The sequence below is a fragment of the Bradyrhizobium huanghuaihaiense genome, assembly GCF_025200885.1.
GTDB lineage: Bacteria > Pseudomonadota > Alphaproteobacteria > Rhizobiales > Xanthobacteraceae > Bradyrhizobium > Bradyrhizobium huanghuaihaiense.
Window position 1 is genome coordinate 3,965,482 of record NZ_CP104172.1, and the last position, 20,782, is coordinate 3,986,263.

The 20,782-nt window shown below is 62.2% G+C and carries 15 protein-coding genes, 1 tRNA gene and 2 pseudogenes; 11 read left to right on the top strand and 7 right to left on the bottom strand.

What is annotated here, in order from left to right; genetic code table 11:
* Positions 1-13: 13 nt before the first annotated feature.
* Positions 14-679 carry a DUF4166 domain-containing protein gene (locus N2603_RS18925; RefSeq protein WP_260389938.1) on the top strand — a complete coding sequence of 222 codons (666 nt, stop codon included), beginning with the start codon at positions 14-16 and terminating at the stop codon, positions 677-679.
* Positions 676-2,112, top strand: a complete 1,437-nt coding sequence (locus N2603_RS18930; protein WP_260389939.1) for a TIGR01777 family oxidoreductase — start codon at positions 676-678, stop codon at positions 2,110-2,112. The genes N2603_RS18925 and N2603_RS18930 overlap by 4 nt, the downstream gene beginning before the upstream one ends.
* A gap of 12 nt (positions 2,113-2,124) precedes the next feature.
* Here the strand turns inward: N2603_RS18930 and N2603_RS18935 are convergent, their stop codons facing one another.
* Positions 2,125-2,976 carry a LysR family transcriptional regulator gene (locus tag N2603_RS18935; protein WP_260389940.1) on the bottom strand — a complete coding sequence of 284 codons (852 nt, stop codon included), beginning with the start codon at positions 2,974-2,976 and terminating at the stop codon, positions 2,125-2,127.
* A gap of 111 nt (positions 2,977-3,087) precedes the next feature.
* Between N2603_RS18935 and N2603_RS18940 the strand changes: the two genes are divergently transcribed.
* Complete coding sequence (locus N2603_RS18940; protein WP_026312690.1) at positions 3,088-3,510, top strand: tautomerase family protein; 423 nt, start codon at positions 3,088-3,090, stop codon at positions 3,508-3,510.
* A 44-nt stretch (positions 3,511-3,554) separates the two neighbouring features.
* On the opposite strand, the gene N2603_RS18945 is transcribed toward N2603_RS18940, so the two are convergent.
* Positions 3,555-4,268: a DNA helicase gene (locus tag N2603_RS18945; RefSeq protein ID WP_260389941.1), complete on the bottom strand. Its 714-nt coding sequence runs from the start codon at positions 4,266-4,268 to the stop codon at positions 3,555-3,557.
* 337 nt (positions 4,269-4,605) lie between these two features.
* Here N2603_RS18945 and N2603_RS18950 point away from each other — a divergent pair, with 337 nt between their 5' ends.
* A complete protein-coding gene (locus tag N2603_RS18950) occupies positions 4,606-5,601 on the top strand; it encodes a hypothetical protein (protein WP_260389942.1) in 996 nt (331 codons plus the stop codon).
* A 22-nt stretch (positions 5,602-5,623) separates the two neighbouring features.
* Here N2603_RS18950 and lipB read toward each other — a convergent pair whose 3' ends face one another.
* On the bottom strand, positions 5,624-6,361 hold the full coding sequence (gene lipB, locus N2603_RS18955) for a lipoyl(octanoyl) transferase LipB (RefSeq protein ID WP_260389943.1): 738 nt from the start codon (positions 6,359-6,361) through the stop codon (positions 5,624-5,626).
* Positions 6,362-6,441: 80 nt separating this feature from the next.
* On the opposite strand from lipB, the gene N2603_RS18960 reads away from it, so the two are divergent.
* Entirely contained in the window at positions 6,442-6,684 is a 243-nt protein-coding gene (locus N2603_RS18960) for a FliM/FliN family flagellar motor switch protein (RefSeq protein WP_018647371.1), read from the top strand.
* 161 nt (positions 6,685-6,845) lie between these two features.
* Positions 6,846-6,930, top strand: a tRNA-Leu gene (locus N2603_RS18965).
* Positions 6,931-6,956: 26 nt separating this feature from the next.
* Here the strand turns inward: N2603_RS18965 and N2603_RS18970 are convergent.
* Positions 6,957-8,465, bottom strand: a complete 1,509-nt coding sequence (locus N2603_RS18970; protein WP_260389944.1) for a tyrosine-type recombinase/integrase — start codon at positions 8,463-8,465, stop codon at positions 6,957-6,959.
* 1,467 nt (positions 8,466-9,932) lie between these two features.
* On the opposite strand from N2603_RS18970, the pseudogene N2603_RS18975 reads away from it, so the two are divergent.
* From N2603_RS18975 to N2603_RS18995, 5 genes and pseudogenes are all read left to right on the top strand, one after another.
* Positions 9,933-10,733 (top strand): annotated as a pseudogene (locus tag N2603_RS18975) (IS5 family transposase).
* 623 nt (positions 10,734-11,356) lie between these two features.
* Positions 11,357-11,764, top strand: a complete 408-nt coding sequence (locus N2603_RS18980; protein WP_260389945.1) for a hypothetical protein — start codon at positions 11,357-11,359, stop codon at positions 11,762-11,764.
* A 115-nt stretch (positions 11,765-11,879) separates the two neighbouring features.
* The gene (locus tag N2603_RS18985) at positions 11,880-13,322 is read left to right on the top strand and encodes an FAD-binding oxidoreductase (RefSeq protein WP_260389946.1); all 1,443 of its coding nucleotides are present in this window, start codon (positions 11,880-11,882) and stop codon (positions 13,320-13,322) included.
* 46 nt (positions 13,323-13,368) lie between these two features.
* On the top strand, positions 13,369-16,698 hold the full coding sequence (locus N2603_RS18990) for an adenylate/guanylate cyclase domain-containing protein (RefSeq protein WP_260389947.1): 3,330 nt from the start codon (positions 13,369-13,371) through the stop codon (positions 16,696-16,698).
* Between the two features lie 1,237 nt (positions 16,699-17,935).
* The gene (locus tag N2603_RS18995; protein WP_260389948.1) at positions 17,936-18,154 is read left to right on the top strand and encodes a hypothetical protein; all 219 of its coding nucleotides are present in this window, start codon (positions 17,936-17,938) and stop codon (positions 18,152-18,154) included.
* 201 nt (positions 18,155-18,355) lie between these two features.
* Here N2603_RS18995 and N2603_RS19000 read toward each other — a convergent pair whose 3' ends face one another.
* The 3 genes and pseudogenes from N2603_RS19000 to N2603_RS19005 form a co-directional block, all read right to left on the bottom strand.
* Positions 18,356-18,853 carry a S41 family peptidase gene (locus N2603_RS19000; RefSeq protein WP_260389949.1) on the bottom strand — a complete coding sequence of 166 codons (498 nt, stop codon included), beginning with the start codon at positions 18,851-18,853 and terminating at the stop codon, positions 18,356-18,358.
* Between the two features lie 345 nt (positions 18,854-19,198).
* Positions 19,199-19,420: pseudogene (locus N2603_RS44950) on the bottom strand (twin-arginine translocation signal domain-containing protein); the annotation flags it as partial.
* A 177-nt stretch (positions 19,421-19,597) separates the two neighbouring features.
* Positions 19,598-20,767 (bottom strand): saccharopine dehydrogenase family protein, encoded by a 1,170-nt coding sequence (locus tag N2603_RS19005; RefSeq protein ID WP_260389950.1) that lies wholly within the window; start codon positions 20,765-20,767, stop codon positions 19,598-19,600.
* Positions 20,768-20,782: the final 15 nt, after the last annotated feature.

Here is a 20,782-nt window from a genome sequence, read left to right on the forward strand (position 1 = left end):
TGAGGAGGGTGCGATGACGTCGGCTCGATTACCAGGCTTAGGCGCATCTCCCTCCGCTCACACCAAATTGCTCGACGATCGCCGGTTCCGTGCGCTGTTGCCGGACGAGGATTGGGGCCGCCTGCCGCTCGCGACCTGGCGGCGCTTTTCCAAACGCGTCGCCGATGGCGACAGCGTGGTCTATGTCGGTGTCGTCGACCAGGTCGCCTTCAGCGAGGTCGGCTGGTGGTTCGCGCAGGCCGCACGGCTGATCGGCGGGCCATTGCCGACCGGCCGTGACATCGGCGTCCCCATGATCGTGACAGTCACCGAGGACGGCGCGACCGGCGGCCAGACCTGGACGCGCATCTGCGCGCGCAAGCGCGGCTTTCCGCAGGTGATCCATTCCGCCAAACGTTTCGCCGGGCCGACCGGGCTCGAGGAATATGTCGGCTTCGGCGTCTCGATGGCGCTGCGCATTGCGGTCGAGGGACAGGCACTGACCTTCCGCAGCGCCGGTTACGGCCTCCAGCTCGGACGCCTCTGGATCCCGCTGCCGCAATGGCTCACGCCGGGCGACCTCACGGTGACGCATTCCGATCTCGGCGAGGGCGCCTTCCGCTTCACCCTCGATGTCACTCACCCGCGTTACGGCGCGCTGATCCACCAGTCCGCCGTCTTCAGGGAGGCCGTATCATGACGCCGCTGTTGTGGACCCTCATCGCCATCCAGATCGTGATGGGCGTGTTCGATACCTTCTATCACCACGAATTCACCGAGCGCCTGGCCTGGCGTCCGTCGCAGCGTTTCGAGCTGAAGCTGCACGGCATCCGCAACATGCTCTATGCGCTGCTGTTCCTGCTGCTCGGCTGGCTCGAGGTCTATGGCCTGCTGGCGCTGCTGGTTGTCGCGGTGCTGGTCGCCGAGATCGTCATCACGCTGATGGATTTCGTCGAGGAGGATCTGAGCCGGAAATTGCCGCCGAGCGAGCGGATCAATCATACGCTGCTGGCGATCAATTACGGTGCCATCCTGGTGCTGCTGCTGCCGGTGCTGATCGCCTGGGCGATGCAGCCGTTCGGCGTGAGCGTCGTCCATCACGGCCTGCTCAGCATCGCCGCGACCGCCTGTGCGGTCGGCGCAGCGCTCTGCGGTGTCAGGGATTTTGCGGCGATGCGGCGGCTCGGCCGCATGAAGTGCGTTCCGGCGGCCGACCTCGTCGAAAAGCTTCCCGGCCGCAAGACCGTCCTGATATCAGGTGCCACCGGCTTCATCGGCAGCCGGCTCGCGGCGAGCCTCAGCGGGGCAGGGCATCACGTCATCGCGCTGATCCGCAATTCCGCCAAGGCCGAGATGCTGCCGCCGCCGGTGACGCTGATCACCAGCCTCGATCAGCTCGCTGCGGACACGCCAATCGACGCCATCGTCAATCTCGCCGGCGAGCCGATCGGTAACGGCCTGTGGACCGAAGCGAAGCGCGCGAAGATTCTGGGATCACGCATCGACTTGACCGCAGAGGTCGTCAAGCTGATCGCACGGCTCGAGCGCAAGCCCGAGCTGCTGGTCAGCGGCTCGGCGATCGGATGGTACGGCCTGTGGGCCGACCAGGTGCTGACGGAGTCCGCGAAGTCGCACGCCTGCTTCAGCCACGAGCTGTGCGCGGCCTGGGAGCAGGCGGCGCGGCCGGCGGAGAAGCTCGGCGTGCGCGTGGTCTACTTGCGCATCGGCCTCGTGCTCGGCACCGAAGGCGGTTTCATCACGCGGATGCTGACGCCGTTCGAGTTCGGCCTCGGCGGCCCGCTCGGAACGGGGCGGCAATGGATGTCCTGGATCGAGCGCGACGATCTGATCCGGCTGATCGCCTATGTGATCGCAACGCCCGATCTTTCAGGGCCCGTCAACGCCACGGCGCCGATCCCTGTCACCAACGCAAAGTTCACCGAAGAGCTCGGCCGTCGCCTGCACCGGCCCGCGGTGTTCCGCATTCCCGGCGGCCTGTTGCGCCGGCTCCTCGGCGGCTTTGCCGACGAGCTCCTGCTGGGCGGTCAGCGCGTGCTGCCGAACAAGGCGCTCAGCCGAGGCTTTGTGTTCCGTCACGAGACGCTGCGCAGCGCGTTCGAGGCGATCTTGTAGGCGCTCGCAGCGTCAAGCCGCCGCACTCCGAAACGTCGCCGCCACCGCGCGCAGCGCCGCAAGCTTTGCGGGATCGCTGACCTTCGAATGCAGCATCACCTTCGAGCCGCCGAGTTTCGGCAGCTTGTGCGCAGGCCCGATGTCGACCAGCCCGGGAGGTGCGATCCGTCGCGCCAGCGGTGCGATCGCAAGCCCGGCCAACGCGGCCGCGACCACCGCCGTGACGCCGCCCCCGACAAAGCGCTCGCGCCAGGCAAGGCCGGCCTTGTCGAGTGCGCGCACGGCGACGGCGCGCACCCCGCAGGGCGGGGCGAGTGTTGCGAGCGGCAGCGGCTCACCTTTCGGAAGGGTGAAGCGTCGTGAGGCGAACCAGGCAAATTCATCCTCGGCCAGCTTCTCGCCGCCGCGGCGGCTGCCTTCCTGGCGGACGATCACCGCATCCAGCTCGCCCGCGTCGTAAGCGTCCTGCATCTCGCGCGAGAAGCCGATGGTGACGGCGAGGGTGAGGCTTGAGGACACCGCGTGCAGCCGTTCGAGCAGCGGCACCAGCTCGGGGCCCGCTGCGTGATCGGAGATGCCGAGCGAGAGTGATTGCGCGGCTGAAGCCTCGCCCGACAGCGCACGGTCATGCGCCTCCATCAGCGCGCGGCCGCGATCGAGGAACGCGGCGCCGTCGGCGGTCAGCCGGACCGCGCGTGGCGAGCGTTCGACGAGGCGTTTGCCTAACAATGTCTCCAGCCGCTGCAGCTTCAGGCTGACCGCCGCCTGCGTCGTGCCGAGCGCTTCGGCGGCACGGGTAAAGCTCTGGAGGTCGGCGACCAGAAGGAACGCCTGGACGGTGGCGATGTCGAGTGTGGCTGTCATTATGAATCATTATCACTGGTATCGGTAGAGATAAGATACAAAAATGACGGTGCAAGGTCTAGTTTCTCCCCAACGCCGCGCAAGTCGCGCAGCATATCGAGGAGAACGACCATGCCCCTGATCACTGTGTCCTACACCACCTCCCGCCAGTCGCCCTCGCTGAAGGCCGATATCGCGAACGCCGTGTCCGAGCTCACCGCCGAGATACTGCACAAGGATCCCAAGGTGACCGCGATTATCGTGAAGTCCGTCGATGCCGGCGACTGGTTCGCCGGCGGCAAGTCGCTCGCCGAGCAGAAGCTTGCCAGCTACTGGATCGATATCCACGTCACCGAGGGCACCAACACCAAGGACGAGAAGGCGGCCTATCTCGCCGCAATGTTCAAGCGCATGGCCGGGATTTTGGGGCCGCTGCATCCCGAGACCTACCTGCATGTCGACGAGGTCAAGGGCGACGCCTACGGGTTCGGTGGCCTCACCCAGGAGCGGCGCTACATCGCCGGCAAGCTCGAGGTAGCGCTGAAGGCGGCTTGACGTTGCAGGCCGCGGGTGAACAATTCACCCGCGGCCTGAAGCCGTCAGCTCGCCGCGCGGAACTGCACTTCGGCGTTGTTGATGAAGCACGTCTTGTCGAACAGCTTCAGGTCCAGCGGGTTCGGCAAGCGGACATCGCCGAGGTCGGGGCAGGGCTTGACCGTTGGATCGTAGGACCGGTCGATCTGCGAGATGAAGACGACGATCAGCCCCTTGTCGCGCGCGAACGATTTCAGCGCGCGCACCTGAACGGCCAGATCGGGATGCTCCCGCCTCTGGTCGAGCAGTTGAAGATAGTCGATCACCACGAATGTGCCGCGGGGAGACGCGGCCATCTGCTTGACGACGTAGTCGGCACTGATCGCGTCGGAGCAATCGACCTCGAGCATGTCGGCGAACTGCGCGGGGTCCGCGCCGATCGCACGAAGGCGATCCAGGACGTCTTTCTCGGTATATTCGAGTGAGAAGAAAGCGGCGCGATGGCCCGATCTCATGGCTTCGACGGCAAGTTCGAGGCTCATCAGCGTCTTGCCCTGGCCGGGACGCGCCCCGACCAGCACGAGATCGCCCGGGCGGAATTGCAGGAACAGCTTGCTCGCCGGCGTCATTGCTGCAGCCTTCGCTGCGAGCATGCTCCAGGCGGAAAAGCCTTCCGTCGCGGCGACGCGGTCAAGCGCGTCGTGGAGCGGAATGCTGGCTTCGCGGGACAGGCGCTTCGCCTTGCGCTTCAGATGGTAGATGGGCGCAGACAGTTTCATCGTCAAAACCTCCCATTGCGAGCATGGATCGCAACCCCTCCTTATGCCTGGCGCTCGAACAGTCGGCCGATGATCAACTCGCCCGGCATGAGGTCTGCTTTCCCGGCGGAGGGGGGAGGCGTGGGCGGCACCTAAAGCAAGCATAACCGATTCCGCGACGGGCGGCGAGGCGACCGTTTTGCGGCCGCATCTGCGGCGCTATTTCGCGGGCAAGCTCAAACTAACGCCCGGCCGCGCGGCTTGACACTTGTCTTGAGCCAATGCAGCTTGAAGTTGATGATCTGGGCGATATTGCATTGCTTTCCGAATAATTGATTGGGCGAAGATGGATCAGACGATGGCCGTTGCGTTGGTTGCTGCCTCGGCATCACTTGCCGTCGCAGTGATCTCACAAATTTCTACTCGCAAGAACCAAGCCGCTATCGAGGAGCTTAGGGACAGGCTTGGTCGCGAAAAGGCCGAAAGGGACGCCAAGCGCGATTATGAATATGAAGCGCGCAAACGGCTTTACGAGCAATGTGGCCCGATTCTCTTCCAGTTGGTCGAGCATTGCGAGGCAGCATATTTCAGAATCGTCGGTCTGGCCGAGAACGCGAAGTCAGGCAATCTGGAGCCCGACGATGAGGAGTGCTTTTTGCGGGATGAATACTATCGCACGTCCACCCTTTATCGGTTCTTGGCTCCCTGCGCGACGCTGAAGCTGTTGCAGCGCAGTATCACGTCGGTAGACCTGTCGTTGGACGCATTGATCTGGCGACAGTACACGCTCGCGCGACAAGCATTCTTTGCATTCGGAGCGGAGTTTACGCTCGCAAAGACCAACCCGATGATCGACTACGATCCCTTTGATGCGGATGCCGATCGAAAGGCCAAGGCAAATCCTGAAAGATACTACCGGCAGGGTCTGCCGCTTGGGGTCATGGAATCTGCAATCGAGGCGCTTCTCATTTCCGACAACGGCAGGATGCGTCTGATGACCTATGCGGAATGCGAGGCGGCCTACGCGAAGAAAACAAGCAGTGTTCGAAAGCAGTTCGATGAGATTAGCTTTCTCATCGACGAGTTCCACCCGCGTTCACGGCCCATCTTCTGGCGAATTTTGGTAACCCAAGCCTGCTTGTATCGAGGCATCTTTGAGCAGAGTGAGTTGAAACGAGAAGATTGGGAGCTCGCCAAGCTGGCAATACCCGGAAACGAACGACCAAAGTTTGATTGGCGATCTCTAAAGGACGAGCACGTCACCAACGAGGCGGTGTTCATTCCATTGGACGTCGCGCAGACCTATCTTGAAAATCGCCTGACTGTCGCCTTGAAGCGCATCGCCGCGACTTGACGGCGAACGCACCAACGGCCGCTTAAACCGCCGCTTCCGGCACCAACGCTTTGGTCGGCCCGAACAGGTCTTCAAATGCCTGGCGCAACGCGACGTCGACATCGGCCATGGTCACGAGCTGGCCGAGATCGACCAGCGAGGTGACGCCGTAGCGGGGATCAGCGACCCCGCAGGGCACGATGCCCGCGAAATGTGACAGCTCCGGCTCGACATTGATGGCGATCCCGTGGAACGACACCCAGCGCTTCAGCCGGACGCCGATCGCGGCGATCTTGTCCTCGTGCTCGGGCCCCTTGTCGGGCCGCTTCACCCAGACGCCGACCCGGTCCTCGCGCCGCTCACCGCGGACGTTGAAGGCGGCCAGCGTCTTCAGGATCAATTCCTCCAGGCTCGCGACATAGGCCCGCACGTCCGGCCGGCGGCGCTTGAGGTCGAGCATGATGTAGGCCACCCGCTGGCCGGGCCCGTGATAGGTGAGCTGCCCGCCGCGGCCGGTGGCGAAGGTCGGGAATCGGGCATCGAGCAGGTCCGAATCCTTGCCTGAGGTGCCGGAGGTGTAGAGCGGGGGGTGCTCGAGCAGCCAAGCCAGCTCCGGCGCCTCGCCCGCCGCAATCGCCGCAACGCGCGCCTCCATGGTGGCCACCGCCTCCGGATAGGGCACCGGAGCATCCGAGATTCGCCACTCCACGGGCGCGCCCGCGGATGCGGAAAACGACGTCAAATCGAGGTCTTGGCGGGGGTTTTGGGGCGAATTAACCATTGGCTAACCATAACGTGGTGATGATCAGGAGCAAATGAAGAGTCCCAAGTCCTAAGTCCCAAGTTGCGGCGGTCCTGACAGTGCCCACTCTCGACAAAGTCACCGTGGATCTCATGGTCGTCCTCGGGACGACCACGATGCCGATCCATCAAGTATTACGTCTTTCCCGCGGCGCCATCATCGAGCTGGACGCAACCGAGGCCGACGAGGTCAAGGTGCTCGCCAATAATCTGCCGGTTGCCTCCGGCGTCGTGCTGGTCGACCGCAATCGAATCGCAGTCGAGGTCAAGCAGATGCTGCCGCGCTCGCCGGGGACCCGGTAGCGGCCCGGACACCCGATAGGGCCGATCCGGGCAGGGATGGGGATTTTCCTGCCAAGCTTGTGGAATTCAGGGCCTTTGGAGGCTTGTATCCCCCTGATGGATTTGTTAGATCGGCGCCGCTGATCCGGCCAGCCTTCAAAGCCTCAGGCCGGCATCTCCTAGCGCTCGTGGCGGAACTGGTAGACGCGCTGCCTTGAGGTGGCAGTGGGTAACACCGTGGGGGTTCGAGTCCCTCCGAGCGCACCATAAACCCAGCTTTAGCCTTGAAATCGCTAAACTTTTTTGCGCGAATTACTACGCAAAGTTACTACTCTGTTCTCGCCTGACGTTCCGGCCCTGTTCGCATCGGGCACCGGCATGAAGTCGTCCAGCGACTGAGTCTGATCGAACGCCACGATCTTCTCCATGCCGCTCATCCCGAGTTTCTCCCGGTTCGCCTGTGCTATGTAGTGCGCCGGCATTTTCGGATCGGTCCAGCCAAACATCGCCATCATTTGGCTCTCTGTGCAGTCGGCGTACGCCGCGACCTCGGCTCGCGCCTTGCGGACCCCATGACAGCTCTTCTTGGGCTCGTTGACGCCGGCCAGGACCGCGTACTTCTTGAACTTCATCGCCCATGCCTTCTTGTTCATCGGCAGAACCCGGCCGCGCACCGTCTTGCCGGTGAACACCTCCGCGCCGACGATCCCCGCCGCCCGCGCCGCCCGCAGGCTACCCGCAAACTCCGGGTGCACCGGCACCGTCACGGTGGTGTTGCCGCGGCTCTTCTCGGTGGTGATCTGCACGGCCATCTTGCGGACGATCTGTCGGAGATGCGGCGGCCCGAAGCGGTGCGCGTCGCCAAGGCGCAGGAAGGTGTAGTGCAGAATGTCGAACATCAGCCGCGCCTCAGTGCCGAGCGGCCACTTCGCCCGAAAGAGCGCCATGTCCTCCTCGGTCCAGGGCACGAAACCGCCGCTTTCGCGGCTCGCCTTCGCCTTGCCAGACTTCAGCCCAATGGTCGGATCGTCGTCTTCGTCGAGATGATCCTCCGCGATCATCCAGCGGATCATTCCGCGCAGCGCCGACAGCAAGTTGCCGGCCTGCGCCGGTGTTCGCGCCTTCATCTCTGCCTTGATGACCTTGCGGGTCAGGACCGCAAACGGCTTCTCGCCATTTTCAGGCAGCAGCGACTCGATTAGCCCAGTGCGCTGAAGCCTTGTCGAGTCCGCAAGCCCCTCGTACCCGACGCTCAGATCGCCGAGCCAATGGTCGCTTTGCTTGTACGCGCTCCAGTACCATCGCAGGGTACCCGGCTTCGGCGGCGTCGCCGGCAGAGTAGGGCGGGGCTCATTGCGCTGCTTCTGCGCGTTGATGTAGTCGCCCTCGTTGCCATACAGCGCGATCTGTGCGCCGATGGCAGTATCGACCTCAGCCTCAAACTCGGGCGTGCCGAATTCGGCCTTGATCCGCATCTTAGGCAGTTTGTTGCGCAGTTGCACATAATAGCGCACCTGGCCCCATTGGCTGACGTCCACATAAAGATATCGTCGCTCCGGCTGGTCCGGTTTCACGGTGGGCTTGACCCGACGCATTCGCTTCACCCCGCCGAGCGTTGCGATCGCCGCCTCATAGGCGAGGTCGAACCCCTCGGTGCCGTATTCCTCACTGATGCCGATCCGGCGGCCTTTGGCGCTCACCTTCACGTACCAGCGCGGCGCGCCCCGCGCGGAATAATCGAAGTAGAGATACCTGCGCAAATCCCCAGGCGCGCGCGGACTGCGGCGTTCGTCTCCAAGCATTGGCTTTCTCCGCGGACCAATGCTTCGAGTCTAACGATGCGGTGACTCCGCATCAATTGCATAAGGTGCGTTTTACCCGCTTTCGGTGCGTTTCAGGTAACGCTGCAACGCCTCCGATGGAACCCATATTTCGTCGACACCTGCAGTGGGTTTGGTTGGCGGGGCGCTCGACGTCAGCGCAATCCGAATAACACCGTCTGGATCAACGCTGACCGCGCTCGCGCCGGATTCCTTGGCAGCTCCGGATCGCGCGAGCCAAGTCGGCTTGTGTAACCTTTGCCGGACGCCGCGGCATAACATATTCTCCGAAGTGAAAATTCAGCGCGTCCTCGCCGATCATTCCCAGTGTGACCACAGTGCATTGGCAGGGTTGGCGACCTCGAAATCGACAGCAATGGCTCAGGAGAGAGCGCCGCGTTGATTTATTTAACCACCGCGTTCGGTAATCAATCCAGTGAAGGCAGAGAAGGCTTGGAGTATTGTGAGATAGTGGAAAGAGTCAAAAGTCATCGTGAGCTAGCGAAGTCGAAGAAGAAGATGGCGATCATTTTCTCTTGATCGGCTTGGCTGCGCTCTGCAGTTTCTCAAGGATTTCTTTCGCGCTTCGAATGCTGCGCCAACGATGAGCGCGGTCATGACCGTGTGCACTCCTCATTTCGTGTGCGCTACGTGTGCACCGAAAGGTCAAGACGAGTACAATGGTGTCCAGTTTCGGCAAACTCAGATTGCATACGTGGAGGTTTCGGCCCGCTAGGAAGATCCCGTAAATCATTGAAATGACGGGACTCCTGGATTTCAGTAGCTCCGATGATGGATTGGAGCGAGAGCTCAAGGTTTTCAATCGGTTAGAAGGCGGCGTGTGCACGGCGTGTGCACCGGGAGATCAAGAAAAATCTACCCCCAGCAAGAGTGAGGCGGGTCCCATTCGGCCATATGTTTGGGCGGTCCTCGCGTGACCTCATCTCCTTGCGTGCGATGCTGGTCGAGTCGGATGGCGCTGAATTCTGTTGTGCGGGTTGAAATAGTAGGGCGCCGCTCTTGGCACTGAGTGGAAGACCGCTCGAACGATTGACGTCCGTCTTGAGGCGTACGAGCGGACTTCCGAAGATTGCCAACTGCTGACGCAAACCAGCCATTCGGCAAGCCGCACTTCTAAGAAGGGCCAGCATCCGGATCCATGCGTGCAGCAACAACCACCATCCGATCATGTGATGAAGGAAGGGATGTCCGGACGGCACCAACTGCCCTCCGGCTAAGCTCCTGCTTGGAGGCGTGCAGACAACGCCGTGCAATGCGCGGATCGATGTCGAGATCATGTATCATATGGTGGAGACCATAGGACCTTCCACCGTGCAATGTATCGCGAGCAAAGGGCGTACATCTCCTTCAGAGCCTGACCGAAAAAGGTGAGCGGCTTTAGCGGGCCTGTGATTCCTTCGGATTTGCAAAGATTCGAGGGAGGACACCATGCCGTGGACCAAAGCCGCTCGTATCAAGTATCAGCGCAGTGGACTGCGTTACACAAGTGATCTGACCGATGCAGAGTGGGCGTTGATCGCCCGGAAGATGCCGCGGCGACGGCGATTGGGCCGACCGCGGGAGGTTGATCTGCGCGAGATCGTGCGGGCGATCTTCTATATTCTGTCGAGCGGCTGCCAATGGCGAGCCTTGCCGAAGGAGTTCCCGCCATATTCGACGGTGCAGGGCTATTTTTACGCCTGGCGCGACACAGGTAGATGGCAGGAGATCGTCGACGCTTTGGTTCGGAAGGCGCGCCGGCAACTGGGACGAAAGCCAAACCGACTGCTGCCGTCATCGATAGCCAGACCGCCTAGACGACCGAGGCCGGTGGGCCACGCGGCTTCGACGCCGGCAAGCGCCTCCATGGGCGCAAGCGCCATATCGTGACCGACACCAACGGTCTCTTGCTGGCGGCATATGTTCATCCCGCCAACATTCAGGATGTCCACGGTGCCGTTCCCCTGTTGGAGGGCTTGCGAGGCCGCTTCCCAAGGCTTGAGCATGTCTTTGCCGACCGGATTTATCGCGGCAAACAGCTCGTCAACGCACTCTCAGACTGCGGACCGTGGACGATAGAGATCGTCGAGCGACCGCACGGGGTCAAAGGCTTCCAGCTGCTGCCCAGGCGCTGGCATGGCTCGGCAGATGCCGGCGCCTCTCCAAAGACTTCGAAGGCTCTGCCGCTACCGAGCTCGCCTGGCTGCTCGTTATCTGAGGCTCCTAACTCGCCGCTTGGCCCGAACTTGAAGACGTCTTCGCTTTTTGAGTCAGGCTCTCAGGATGTTCCGAGGGCTTCCGATGGTCGCCTAGGCGTGTTCCACGCGGGCATCCAGAAGGGCCGCGGATACCTTTTTGAACCCGGCTCGTGAACGAGGGGTCAATGTCCGTTTGGTCAAAAGCGACCACGGCCGCTGTTGGGCGCAAAGCGGACCCTTTGGCGTAAGTCGTAAGCCCGAGACATCTATGGGAACCATACAGTTCGTCGCCTGCGCGGGATGCCAATGAGCTGTGGCCGCGCAATTATTGCGACCGGCCGCAGGATCAGTCAGCGTCACTGACGGGCCATATTCGGTTAGCCGAAGTGAAGCTGCTGACACCGAGTTCGACCTTAGATTCTAAGCAAATTGAGACATTGTGCCTCTTGGGCGAAACACCGGTTTCTAAGGCGCGTGGGGCCGCGTAGAATGTAGTTGCCGTTGAAGCGGGATGTGCCGAAATCACCGTTCGGGACGAACGAGCAGTAGTATTGCTGTCGGCAGCGACGCTCCTTAAGAAACCGCCCCCTTTTCGGTTTCACACCGCGATTTCACAGTCCACGAAACGCGCGCTGCATCAGCGGCGGCTCGTTGCAGTAACCTTAGGAGAAAGCGATGAGCAAGATCAATCGCAGGTCTGCACTGGGAATCGGTTTGGCTGCGGCTACGGCGGCCGTGATGAAGCCCGCCGCCGCTCAAACCGCGGGCTACAAGGATACGACGCCGTGGCCAGGTGTGGTGGTGCGTGAATATGAGGGCGAGACACCATCCCTCATCCCTGGTTTCAAGATCGTCTCGATGCGCGATATCATCATGCAGCCGGGGTCGAAGACTATGGGTCCCCCGATGATGAATGCCATGATCTGCCATATCACCGAAGGGGAGCTCCGGGTTGAGCAGGAAGGAAAGACCTTTACGGCCAAGAAGAATTTTGTCTGGACCTGCAATAAGGAGACAAAAGAGCAATCATTCAATGACGGGAACGTGGTCGCAATTATGAGGATCACGGACCTGAAGGCTTAAGTCTCGTTGAGACCGATTGCAGATGCGGACACCGTTGCGGGTCCGATGTCGGGGACTTGCAAACACCAGCGCGCTGATTGTCGAAATACTGACCGCTAGTCACGGAGGAGATGCCATGGCGGAGATCCGGCTGGCCTCGCTGCAGGGCGGGGCGATTACGCTTGAAAGCGATGCAATTGCTGCCTTTCGCCAAACCTTGCGAGGCAACGTCTGTCTGGCCGAGGAGCCGGGCTATGATGAAGCACGCACTATCTGGAACGCGATGATCGATCGCCGCCCAGGGGCGGTCGTGCGCTGCAGAGGGGCCGCAGACATTATTCGTGCCGTACGGTTTGCGCGGGAGCACGGCCTCTTGGTCGCCGTGCGCGGCGGCGGCCATAACATCGCGGGCAATGCTGTGTGTGACGGCGGGCTCTTGATCGATCTTTCGCTGATGCGTTCCGTCCGGGTCGATGCATTTCACCGCACCGCGCGCGTGGACCCAGGAGCTACGCTTGGCGACTTCGACAAGGAGGCGCAAGCTTTCGGCCTTGCGACCCCGCTCGGGATCAACTCGACGACCGGCGTTGCGGGATTGACGCTGGGCGGCGGCTTCGGGTGGCTTAGCCGCAAGTTCGGGCTTGCCGCCGACAACTTGATCTCGGCCGACGTAGTGACGGCCGAAGGTGAGCTCGTCCGGGCAAGCATCGCCGAGAATACCGACCTGTTCTGGGCGCTGCGCGGAGGCGGAGCCAATTTCGGGGTGGTGAGTTCGTTCGAGTTCCGCCTGCACCCTGTTGGCCCAATGGTTCTGGCCGGACTCATCGTCCATCCCTTTGTGCGCGCGAAGGAGCTGCTCGCGGGCTATCGCGACGTCGCCGCCACGGCGCCCGACGAACTGACGGTGTGGGTGGTACTCAGGCAGGCGCCGCCGCTGCCGTTTTTGCCCGCCGAGGTTCACGGCAAGGAGATCGTCGCGTTCGCCGTCTGCTATGCGGGAGATGAGAACGAGGGCAAGCGTGCATTGGAGCCGTTGCGCGCGCTCGGAGAGCCGATCGCGGACGTGATCGGTATGCAGCCCTTCGCGGCTTGGCAGACCGCGTTTGACCCGCTGCTCACGCCCGGCGCCTATAATTACTGGAAGTCGCACAATTTCGTTGAGCTCAACGACGGTCTTCTCGACACGCTGGTGAGCCATACGACAAGCCTGCCGACCGGGGAGTGCGAGATTTTCATTGGTCAGCTTGGTGGCGCCACCAGTCGCATGGCCGTCGACGCCACGGCGTTCCCCCACCGCGATGCGAAGTTTGTCATGAACGTTCACACGCGATGGCGCGAGCCGGCGGATGAGCAACATTCGATCGCCTGGGCGCGCAGGCTCTTTACTGAGACCGCGCCTCACGCAACCGGCGGTGTCTACGTCAACTTCATGCCGGAGGACGAGACCGATCGCATAGCCGGCGCCTACGGCCCGAACTACGCTCGTCTTGCCGCGCTGAAGGCCAAGTACGATCCCGGCAACCTGTTCCGGCTAAACCAGAACGTCAGGCCGTCCGCTGCACAGCGACCAGCCGCCTGACAAGAGGGGAAGGGGATCCGTAATCGAGGGGGCTACGGAGACGAAGTTGGACATCGGAGAATGGCTGCGCAGCCTGGGCCTGCAGTCCTATGAGCAGACGTTCCGCGACAACGGAATTGACCTTGAGATACTGCCCCACCTGACGGCTGAGGATCTCAAGGAGATTGGAGTCCAGGCCGTCGGCCACCGACGGAAGCTTCTCGATGCAATCGGCCTGCTACCAGCGGACCTGGCGGCGGCGCATTCCCCCGCGTCGGTGGAGCGCCGTCAGCTCACGCTCATGTTCGTCGACCTCGTCGGCTCGACCGACCTCAGCCGCCGTCTCGATCCCGAGGAACTGCGCGAGGTCATGCGGGCCTACTCGAACACGGTGGCGGGCGAGATTGCGCGACTGGAGGGCCACGTCGCGAAGTTTCTGGGAGACGGAGTGCAGGCCTATTTCGGCTGGCCGCGCGCAAGCGAAGATGCGGCAGAGCAAGCTGTCCGGGCGGGACTTGCGGTCGCAACAGCGGTCAGCGGCCTGTCGTCAGGCGCAGGAGGCCTGCTGGCAGCACGCGTCGGCATCGCCACCGGGCTTGTCGTGGTGGGTGATCTGCTCGGGGAAGGTGCTGCGAAGGAGGAAGCGGTTACTGGGGAAACGCCTAATCTCGCGGCCCGTCTGCAACAGGTTGCGGAGCCCGGTACGGTCGTTATCGCCGACAGCACGCGCCGCCTGGTCGGCGATCTCTTCGATTTTGTTGAGCTCGGTTCCCTTCGGCTCAAGGGCTTTGCCGAGCCGGTGCAAGCTTGGCGGGTCATCGGCGAAGGCCGTGTAGAGAGCAGGTTCGAGGCTTTGCACGGAGCCCATGTCACGCCACTCGTCGGGCGCAGCGAGGAGCTCGATTTGACGCTGTCACGGTGGCGGCTTGTCAAAGGACGGGCTGGACAGGTCGTCCTGATTTTCGGCGAGCCAGGAATCGGAAAATCACGATTGGTGCTCGCGCTGCGCGAACGGCTACAGGCCGAACAAATCACGCTCGTTAGCTACGCCTGTTCGCCGCATCACCTAAACAGCCCGCTCTTTCCCTTCATCTCACAGCTCGAGCGCGAGGCGCGGTTCGCGCCTGAGGATGCCGCGGAAACACGGCTCAAGCGCCTCGAATTACTCCTTGGCGAAAACGGCGAAGGGCTGTCTAGCGATGCAATCCAGCTTCTTGCCGATCTGCTCGGCATTCCAACTGAGAGACCGAGCACCCAGCCAGAGATGTCGCCGCAGCAAAGGAAGACGCTCCTGTTCCGCACATTCCTGGCCCGGCTCGATCGACTTGCCGCTCGTGGCCCGGTGCTGATGGTGCTTGAAGACGCGCACTGGCTCGATCCCACCTCGCGCGAGCTGTTCGACCAGATCGTTGATCGTCTTCAGAACCTGCCAGTGCTGGTCGTCGCCACGTTCCGCCCAGAACTCCCACCGCCGTGGACCGGGTTTCCGCACGTCACGTTGCTCATGCTAAATCGCCTGCCACAGGCGCAGGTGGTTGCACTCGTCGACCGGATCACCGAAGGCAAAGCGCTTCCCGCCGAGGTCCTCGACCAGATTCTGGCGCGGACCGAGGGTGTGCCGCTCTTTACCGAGGAGCTCACGAAGGCCGTTCTTGAAGCCGGGATCCTCCGCTACACCGGCGCTCGCTACGTGCTCGCCGGAGCATTCCCGTCCTTGGCGATCCCGGCGACGCTGCACGATTCGTTGATGGCGCGGCTTGACCGTCTTGCCCCAGTCAAGGAGGTTGCCCAGATCGGAGCCTGTATCGGCCGTGAGTTCGATCACGAGCTGCTTGCTGCGGTCGTCTCGATGCCAGGTGGGGAGCTCGCCGCGGCGCTTGACCGCCTGGTAGCGGCACAGCTCGTTTTCCGGCGCGGCCTCGCGCCCGCCGCCACCTATGTCTTCAAGCACGCCCTGGTGCGCGATGCCGCCTACGAAAGCCTGCTCAAGCGGCGCCGCCACGAGCTGCACGCGCGGATTGCCACATCGATCGAAGCGCTCTTTCCGCAACTTGTCGAAGCACAGCCGGAGCTCGTCGCCCGTCACTTTGGCGAGGCGGGATTGGCCGAGAAGGCTATTCCATACTGGCTGAGGGCCGGGCGCCTCGCAGCCGCCCGATCGGCGAATATGGAGGCAATTGCCCATCTGAGATCAGGGCTCCAGTGCACCCAAGCACTTCCTCCCGGAGCATCATGCTCGCGCTTCGAGCTTGCCCTGCAGCTTGGGCTTGGCGGCCCGCTGATTGCTACAAAAGGATTTGCATCACGCGAGGCAGAAGCGGCGTTCCAGCGCGCACAGGAGCTCAGCCGCGAGCTGCAGAGCGAGGCTGATCTCTCCGCCGCGTTGAAGGGGCTCGGCCACGTCTATCACGTGCGCGCCAACCTGCGCGAGGTCACAAGCCTCGTTGAGGAGACGGAGGCGCTAGCGAAACGAAGCGGTGATCCCGTCCGTCAAGCCGAAGCCGATCATCTTGCGGGAGTGCTCTCGTTCCACCTTGGCCAGTTTCAATTCTCGCGCGACCGGCTCGAGAGAAGCGCACAAGCCGGCGAATATCGCGGCCGCTATTATTCCGAGGTCTACGGAATTGATATGAGCGTATTCTGCCGCGCCTACATGAGCCATTGCGACTGGCATCTCGGCTATCCCGTTCGTAGCCTTGGGATTGCTGAGAAAGGGCTCGCCGTCGCGCGTGAGATTTCACATCCATTCAGCGTCGCGCTCGCGCTCAACTATCTGGCGATGCTATATCAATTCCGGCAAGAGCCCGATGCCGCACTGAAAGCCGCGGCAGAGTCACGCGACATCTGCGCCGAGTACCGCTTCGACTACTATGGCGCATGGGCCAGCCTCGTTCGCGCCTGGGCGATCGCTGAATCCGGCAGGCTTGAGGAAGGTCTTGCGGACTTTGATGCTGGGCTTGAGGATTTCCGGCGTACAAGTGCGGGGCTACGTATTCCGCACCATCTTGGCTTGCTCGCGGCGCTTCATCGCAAGGCTGGAAACGCCATGGCCGGGCTTCGGGTCATCGACGAAGCGGTCGCAATTGCGGACGCAAGTCTTGAGAGCTGGTGCGCCGTCGAACTTCACCGGGAGCGCGGTGAACTGCTGTTGCTGGCAGCCGGGGAGAAGGCCGAAAATCAAGCTGACGCGGAGTTCGAGGCCGCGATTGAAATTGCCGCTGCCCAGGGAGCGAGGCTGCCCGAGCTTCGTGCAAGCGTTGCGCGCGCCAGACTCCAGGCGGCGCGGGGCATGCGGCGGGAGGCGCGCGACGCTCTTGTGCCGATCTACAGCTGGTTCAGCGAGGGCTTAGAAACACGCGATCTCGTGGAAGCTCGCAAGTTGCTAGCAGACCTGTGATGACGTTACCGCGATGGCGACCCATCTCCCCGTCCGGCAACGTCAGTTGCCGCCATCGTTCTGCAATGCGGTGATCAATTCGGTAATACCCCTCGCCGCGGGCAGCGCGCCGCGATATATTTTCATTCGAAGGACTGCTGAGCCCCAAGGTTTATGGGCATCATGGTCAACCCCACGCCCGGAATGCGGAGAGTGCTACGGCAAGCGCACCTGTATGGCCGTTTGGTCGCACATGATGGGAAATTGTACTATCCCGGCGGTAACCACCGGTTATGCAGTGAAGAGACCGCGATGGCGATGGTAAAGGTAGGCTGGCTCAGGAATCGCGGCGACGATTATGAAATCACTTCCGACGGCATAAGGGCCGATACACGGCGTGAATAGCTCCTTCTGACCGGCACATCCGCCTCGTGCGGAAACGGCAGTGATGTGCAGGCTCAGACCGAGAGAATTCCACAACCCCGAGTGTGTCCCGCCGGGGCATGGATCATTTGCGGGAGCAATCGGATGTCGCCGCGATCGCAATGCCCAAGGGAAAGAGGGATAGGCTGATCTATTGCGGCGACGGTTTGCCCGCCGGATGTTAGTGGCGCCATGCCGCAACTCCAGCTGTTAGCCGCCAGACCCGAGCAAAAACGCATCGACCGACGCAGCTAATCGGTCTGCCACTTGCATGGCCGGTGTGGATTTCGGTTGAGGAGGCAGCGAACCTCTAGAATGGACTGCCAACCCAGTGCCAGTAAGCACAGCTATTGCGATCGCAGCGAGATATTGAGTCCTCATGGCGATGGTCCTGTCATCGCCCCATAAACTAACCGGACAGTCTCAGAAGTGGTTCCCGAGCCGTCTAGAGGCCCTCAGTCGAGATCGCTCGTGCTATTCTTGCGCAACTTAATCAGTGGCTGGTACTTAGGTAAGTTGCACCAAGCGGCCTGGCTTGCGTAATGGTCAATATTTCGGCCGTACCTGGGGGAGCTGGCGGTTGACGGAGCCGTCTGGCGCGAGGCAATTGCGGTGGCATACCTCGAAGCGAGCGATCACCGGAAGACCCTGGGTTTGCATTTTTTGCCGGCTACGTTTTCGCTCATCGAGCGATTGTGCCTCCCACGACTGTGCCATTTGGTGGTGACGCCAGGACGATGCAGGACCATGGCGCGTTTGCCTTGGCGTGCGCCATTGCCATCTTGCGGGATTACGCGATCATGGAAGCGGCACTGCGGCGGTGGTATATCGAAGCATGGCAAATGGTCAGGTTGTCCTGTTAACAACTCAGCCGTTAGACGGCGGTCCACCCGTTCGCTCGGTCTATTTCGTGGCGGAAAGGGATCCGGAAACCGCCGCGGCGATTATCGCTGCGATGATGGCTCCGAACGAAAAGGTGGAAGCGTGGGGACCGCTTCCGGAGGCCGCTGTGAAAGCGCTCGGATTGAAGCCTGGCGATTTCACGCACGGGTGAACAGCAATCTAACGCTCGCTTGATTGCCGGTTTGAACCCGCCGCGCAAGCCGGACATTCGGCGTCTCAGAGGGGCCACGAGCGGACTAACTCTAACTTGGCTGCTGTGGGAGCGAATGCTCCAGCAGGAAGAGCAGCATCTCACTCGTGGCGTCCGGTTCTCGCGGATCAGTTTCAGGGCCAGCGGGCTGCCTCCTGAGGATCAGGCTCGGGATAGGACCGCGATTGCACGATTGAGTTGAGGATCACCTAGACCCATGGAGGCCGGGTCAGCTTGGACCTCGATCGTGGGCGCGACGCCAAAGCCTTCCAGCCGCTCGCCGTCCACCTGCACGTCCGCGACCGCGAGCAACAGCAAGCCGCCGCCAATGAGGAATGCCGTCGCAGCGAGGACAGCTCCCTCGATCCGGCTACCGATGACCTCGCCGAGCCGATATTTCTTGAAGCCATAGGCAAGGATCTCCTTGCCGCTGCGGGTGCCACCGTTGACAAGCATGACGACAGGCTTGCGCCACTTCACGTTCTCGAGTTCGCTGGCGCCATTGCGATCAGTGACCTGGATCGTCGGCGCTCGCGTGTTGAACAAGTCAAGATACCCGGGGATCGCGCCGCCCCAGCCATCGCGCAGGTCCCAGATCAGCGCGTCGGCGCCGTTCAGGGGACTCTGCGATAGAAGATGCGCGAGCGTCCGCTGATACACCGAACCAGCGTAGCACCAGACATGAACATAGCCGATGCTTCGGCCGTTGGCCGGTATTATACGGGCGCTGGCCTTAGCAGTCCAACACGGAATGACTGTACTGGCTGAAACGGTGCACCATCGGCGAAGACGATCACATCGCCAGCGAGCAGGCCGGCTTGTTGGGCCGGCGTGCCTTCTATAGCACCGGTGATCATGTTGCGACCCTGCATGTCGAGACGCGAGAGGACGCCAATGCCGGGATAGGAGATACGGCCACTCGGAAAAACACGTTCCAGTCCGCGCAGCCTCTTCGGAACTCGCCCGCGTGGCGTCCGGCAAGTAACGTTCCCGGACCGCCGACCAATCGAGCCCGTGTAGGTGCGGATCGTAGAACCGGTCTCGCACGGTCCGCCATACCTCCTCGAACGTGGCGACGCGTGCGGGCACAGCTTGGGATGTGGCCGAATCCGCTGCTTCCTGCTGCTTGGCCCACAACACCGTTGGAGTCAGAGCTGATGCCGTGGCCATTGACGTGAGCCGCAAAAAGTGGCGGCGCGACGGTGTTGAGTTGACTACCTTGCTCATCGTGCAACCTTGCGCTGAAGCTCGTCGCTATCCCGATAATCGGACATTCTCAGAGCCAGAGGGGAGGTCTCAAACGGGCCGAAAGCGGCCATTGAACCGGGTCGCGCACGCCAATCCGCGCTCTCGTTGGTTACGATCCACGTCATCGAGCACGCTGCTGCGGTTCTGAGCGTTACCTCAACGCGCGCTGAAGGTGAGGCCGGCGCGCTCCTTTAGACGCTTACGCAACGCCGGACCCATCAGCGCGCCCGGTGTCCAGGTGCCGCCCTCGCCCTGCACGTCGCGCACGAGGCAGAGAGCGCTTTCGGCGATCATCTTGCTGGTCGAGCCATAGCCCGGATCGCGATCGCCCGTGACTACCGCCTCGACCCGTCGGCCATCCGGCAGCTCGCCCAGGAAGAGAATGTCGTAGAAGCCCTTCTCGCGCTCTTCCCGAGTCGGGCCTGCGCCGGCTTTGAGACCGCCGGTCCCGAGCAGGGAAAATATGGTGGCGAAGGTCTCCGTCGTCACGCGACCGATTTCCCCAAATCCCGGCGCGACCATCATCTCGTCGTAAACGAAGTCCGTGCCGTAGGGATGACCCAACAGGAAATTCGTGCGGTGCACATTCTTGGTGTTCACCGGCGCCATGGGAAACGGCACGAGCCACACGTTCATGCTCGGGTCGTATTCGGGGATAAGGCCCGACGGCTGAGACGGCCCGGTGAACCCCGGTGTCAGCGCGAAGGGATCGGTCAGCAGCCGGATCAGGGCTGGGTCGCGCGCCGCGGCCGCCAGGGTCGCCTGGGCGCTCGCCGCGGTACCGCCGGACATGCCGCCTTTCACCTTGCGCAGGCGGGCTTTAACCCGCCGCGTCGGGCGTCCGAATTTCTCGCGCGCCTTCTCCTGCAATGTGAGGACGCCGAGATCGAATGGGATGGAATCGAAGCCGCAGGAGAAGACGATGCGCGCGCCGGTCCGTTTCGCCTCTTCGTGATGGGCGTCGATCATGCGCCGCATCCAGGCCGGTTCGCCGCACAGATCAACATAAGCCGTGCCCGTGGCCGCGCAGGCCGCCACGAGCTCGGGACCGTGGAGCTGATAAGGCCCGACCGTCGTGATGATCACGGTCGCGCGCTCGCACATCGAACGCAGGCTGGCCGGCTCGGCGGCATCCGCCTTCACCAACGGCAAATCCTCTGGTGCGCCGATGTCGGCACGCACTTTCTGGAGCTTGTCGATCGAACGTCCCGCGATCGCCCAGGACGGAGCATCGTCGCCGCGATAGGACGTCGCCAGATATTCGGCGATGAGACGGCCGGTGTAACCCGTCGCGCCATAGACGATGAGGTCGAAGTCCCGCTTCACGACGCTGGTCCTCCT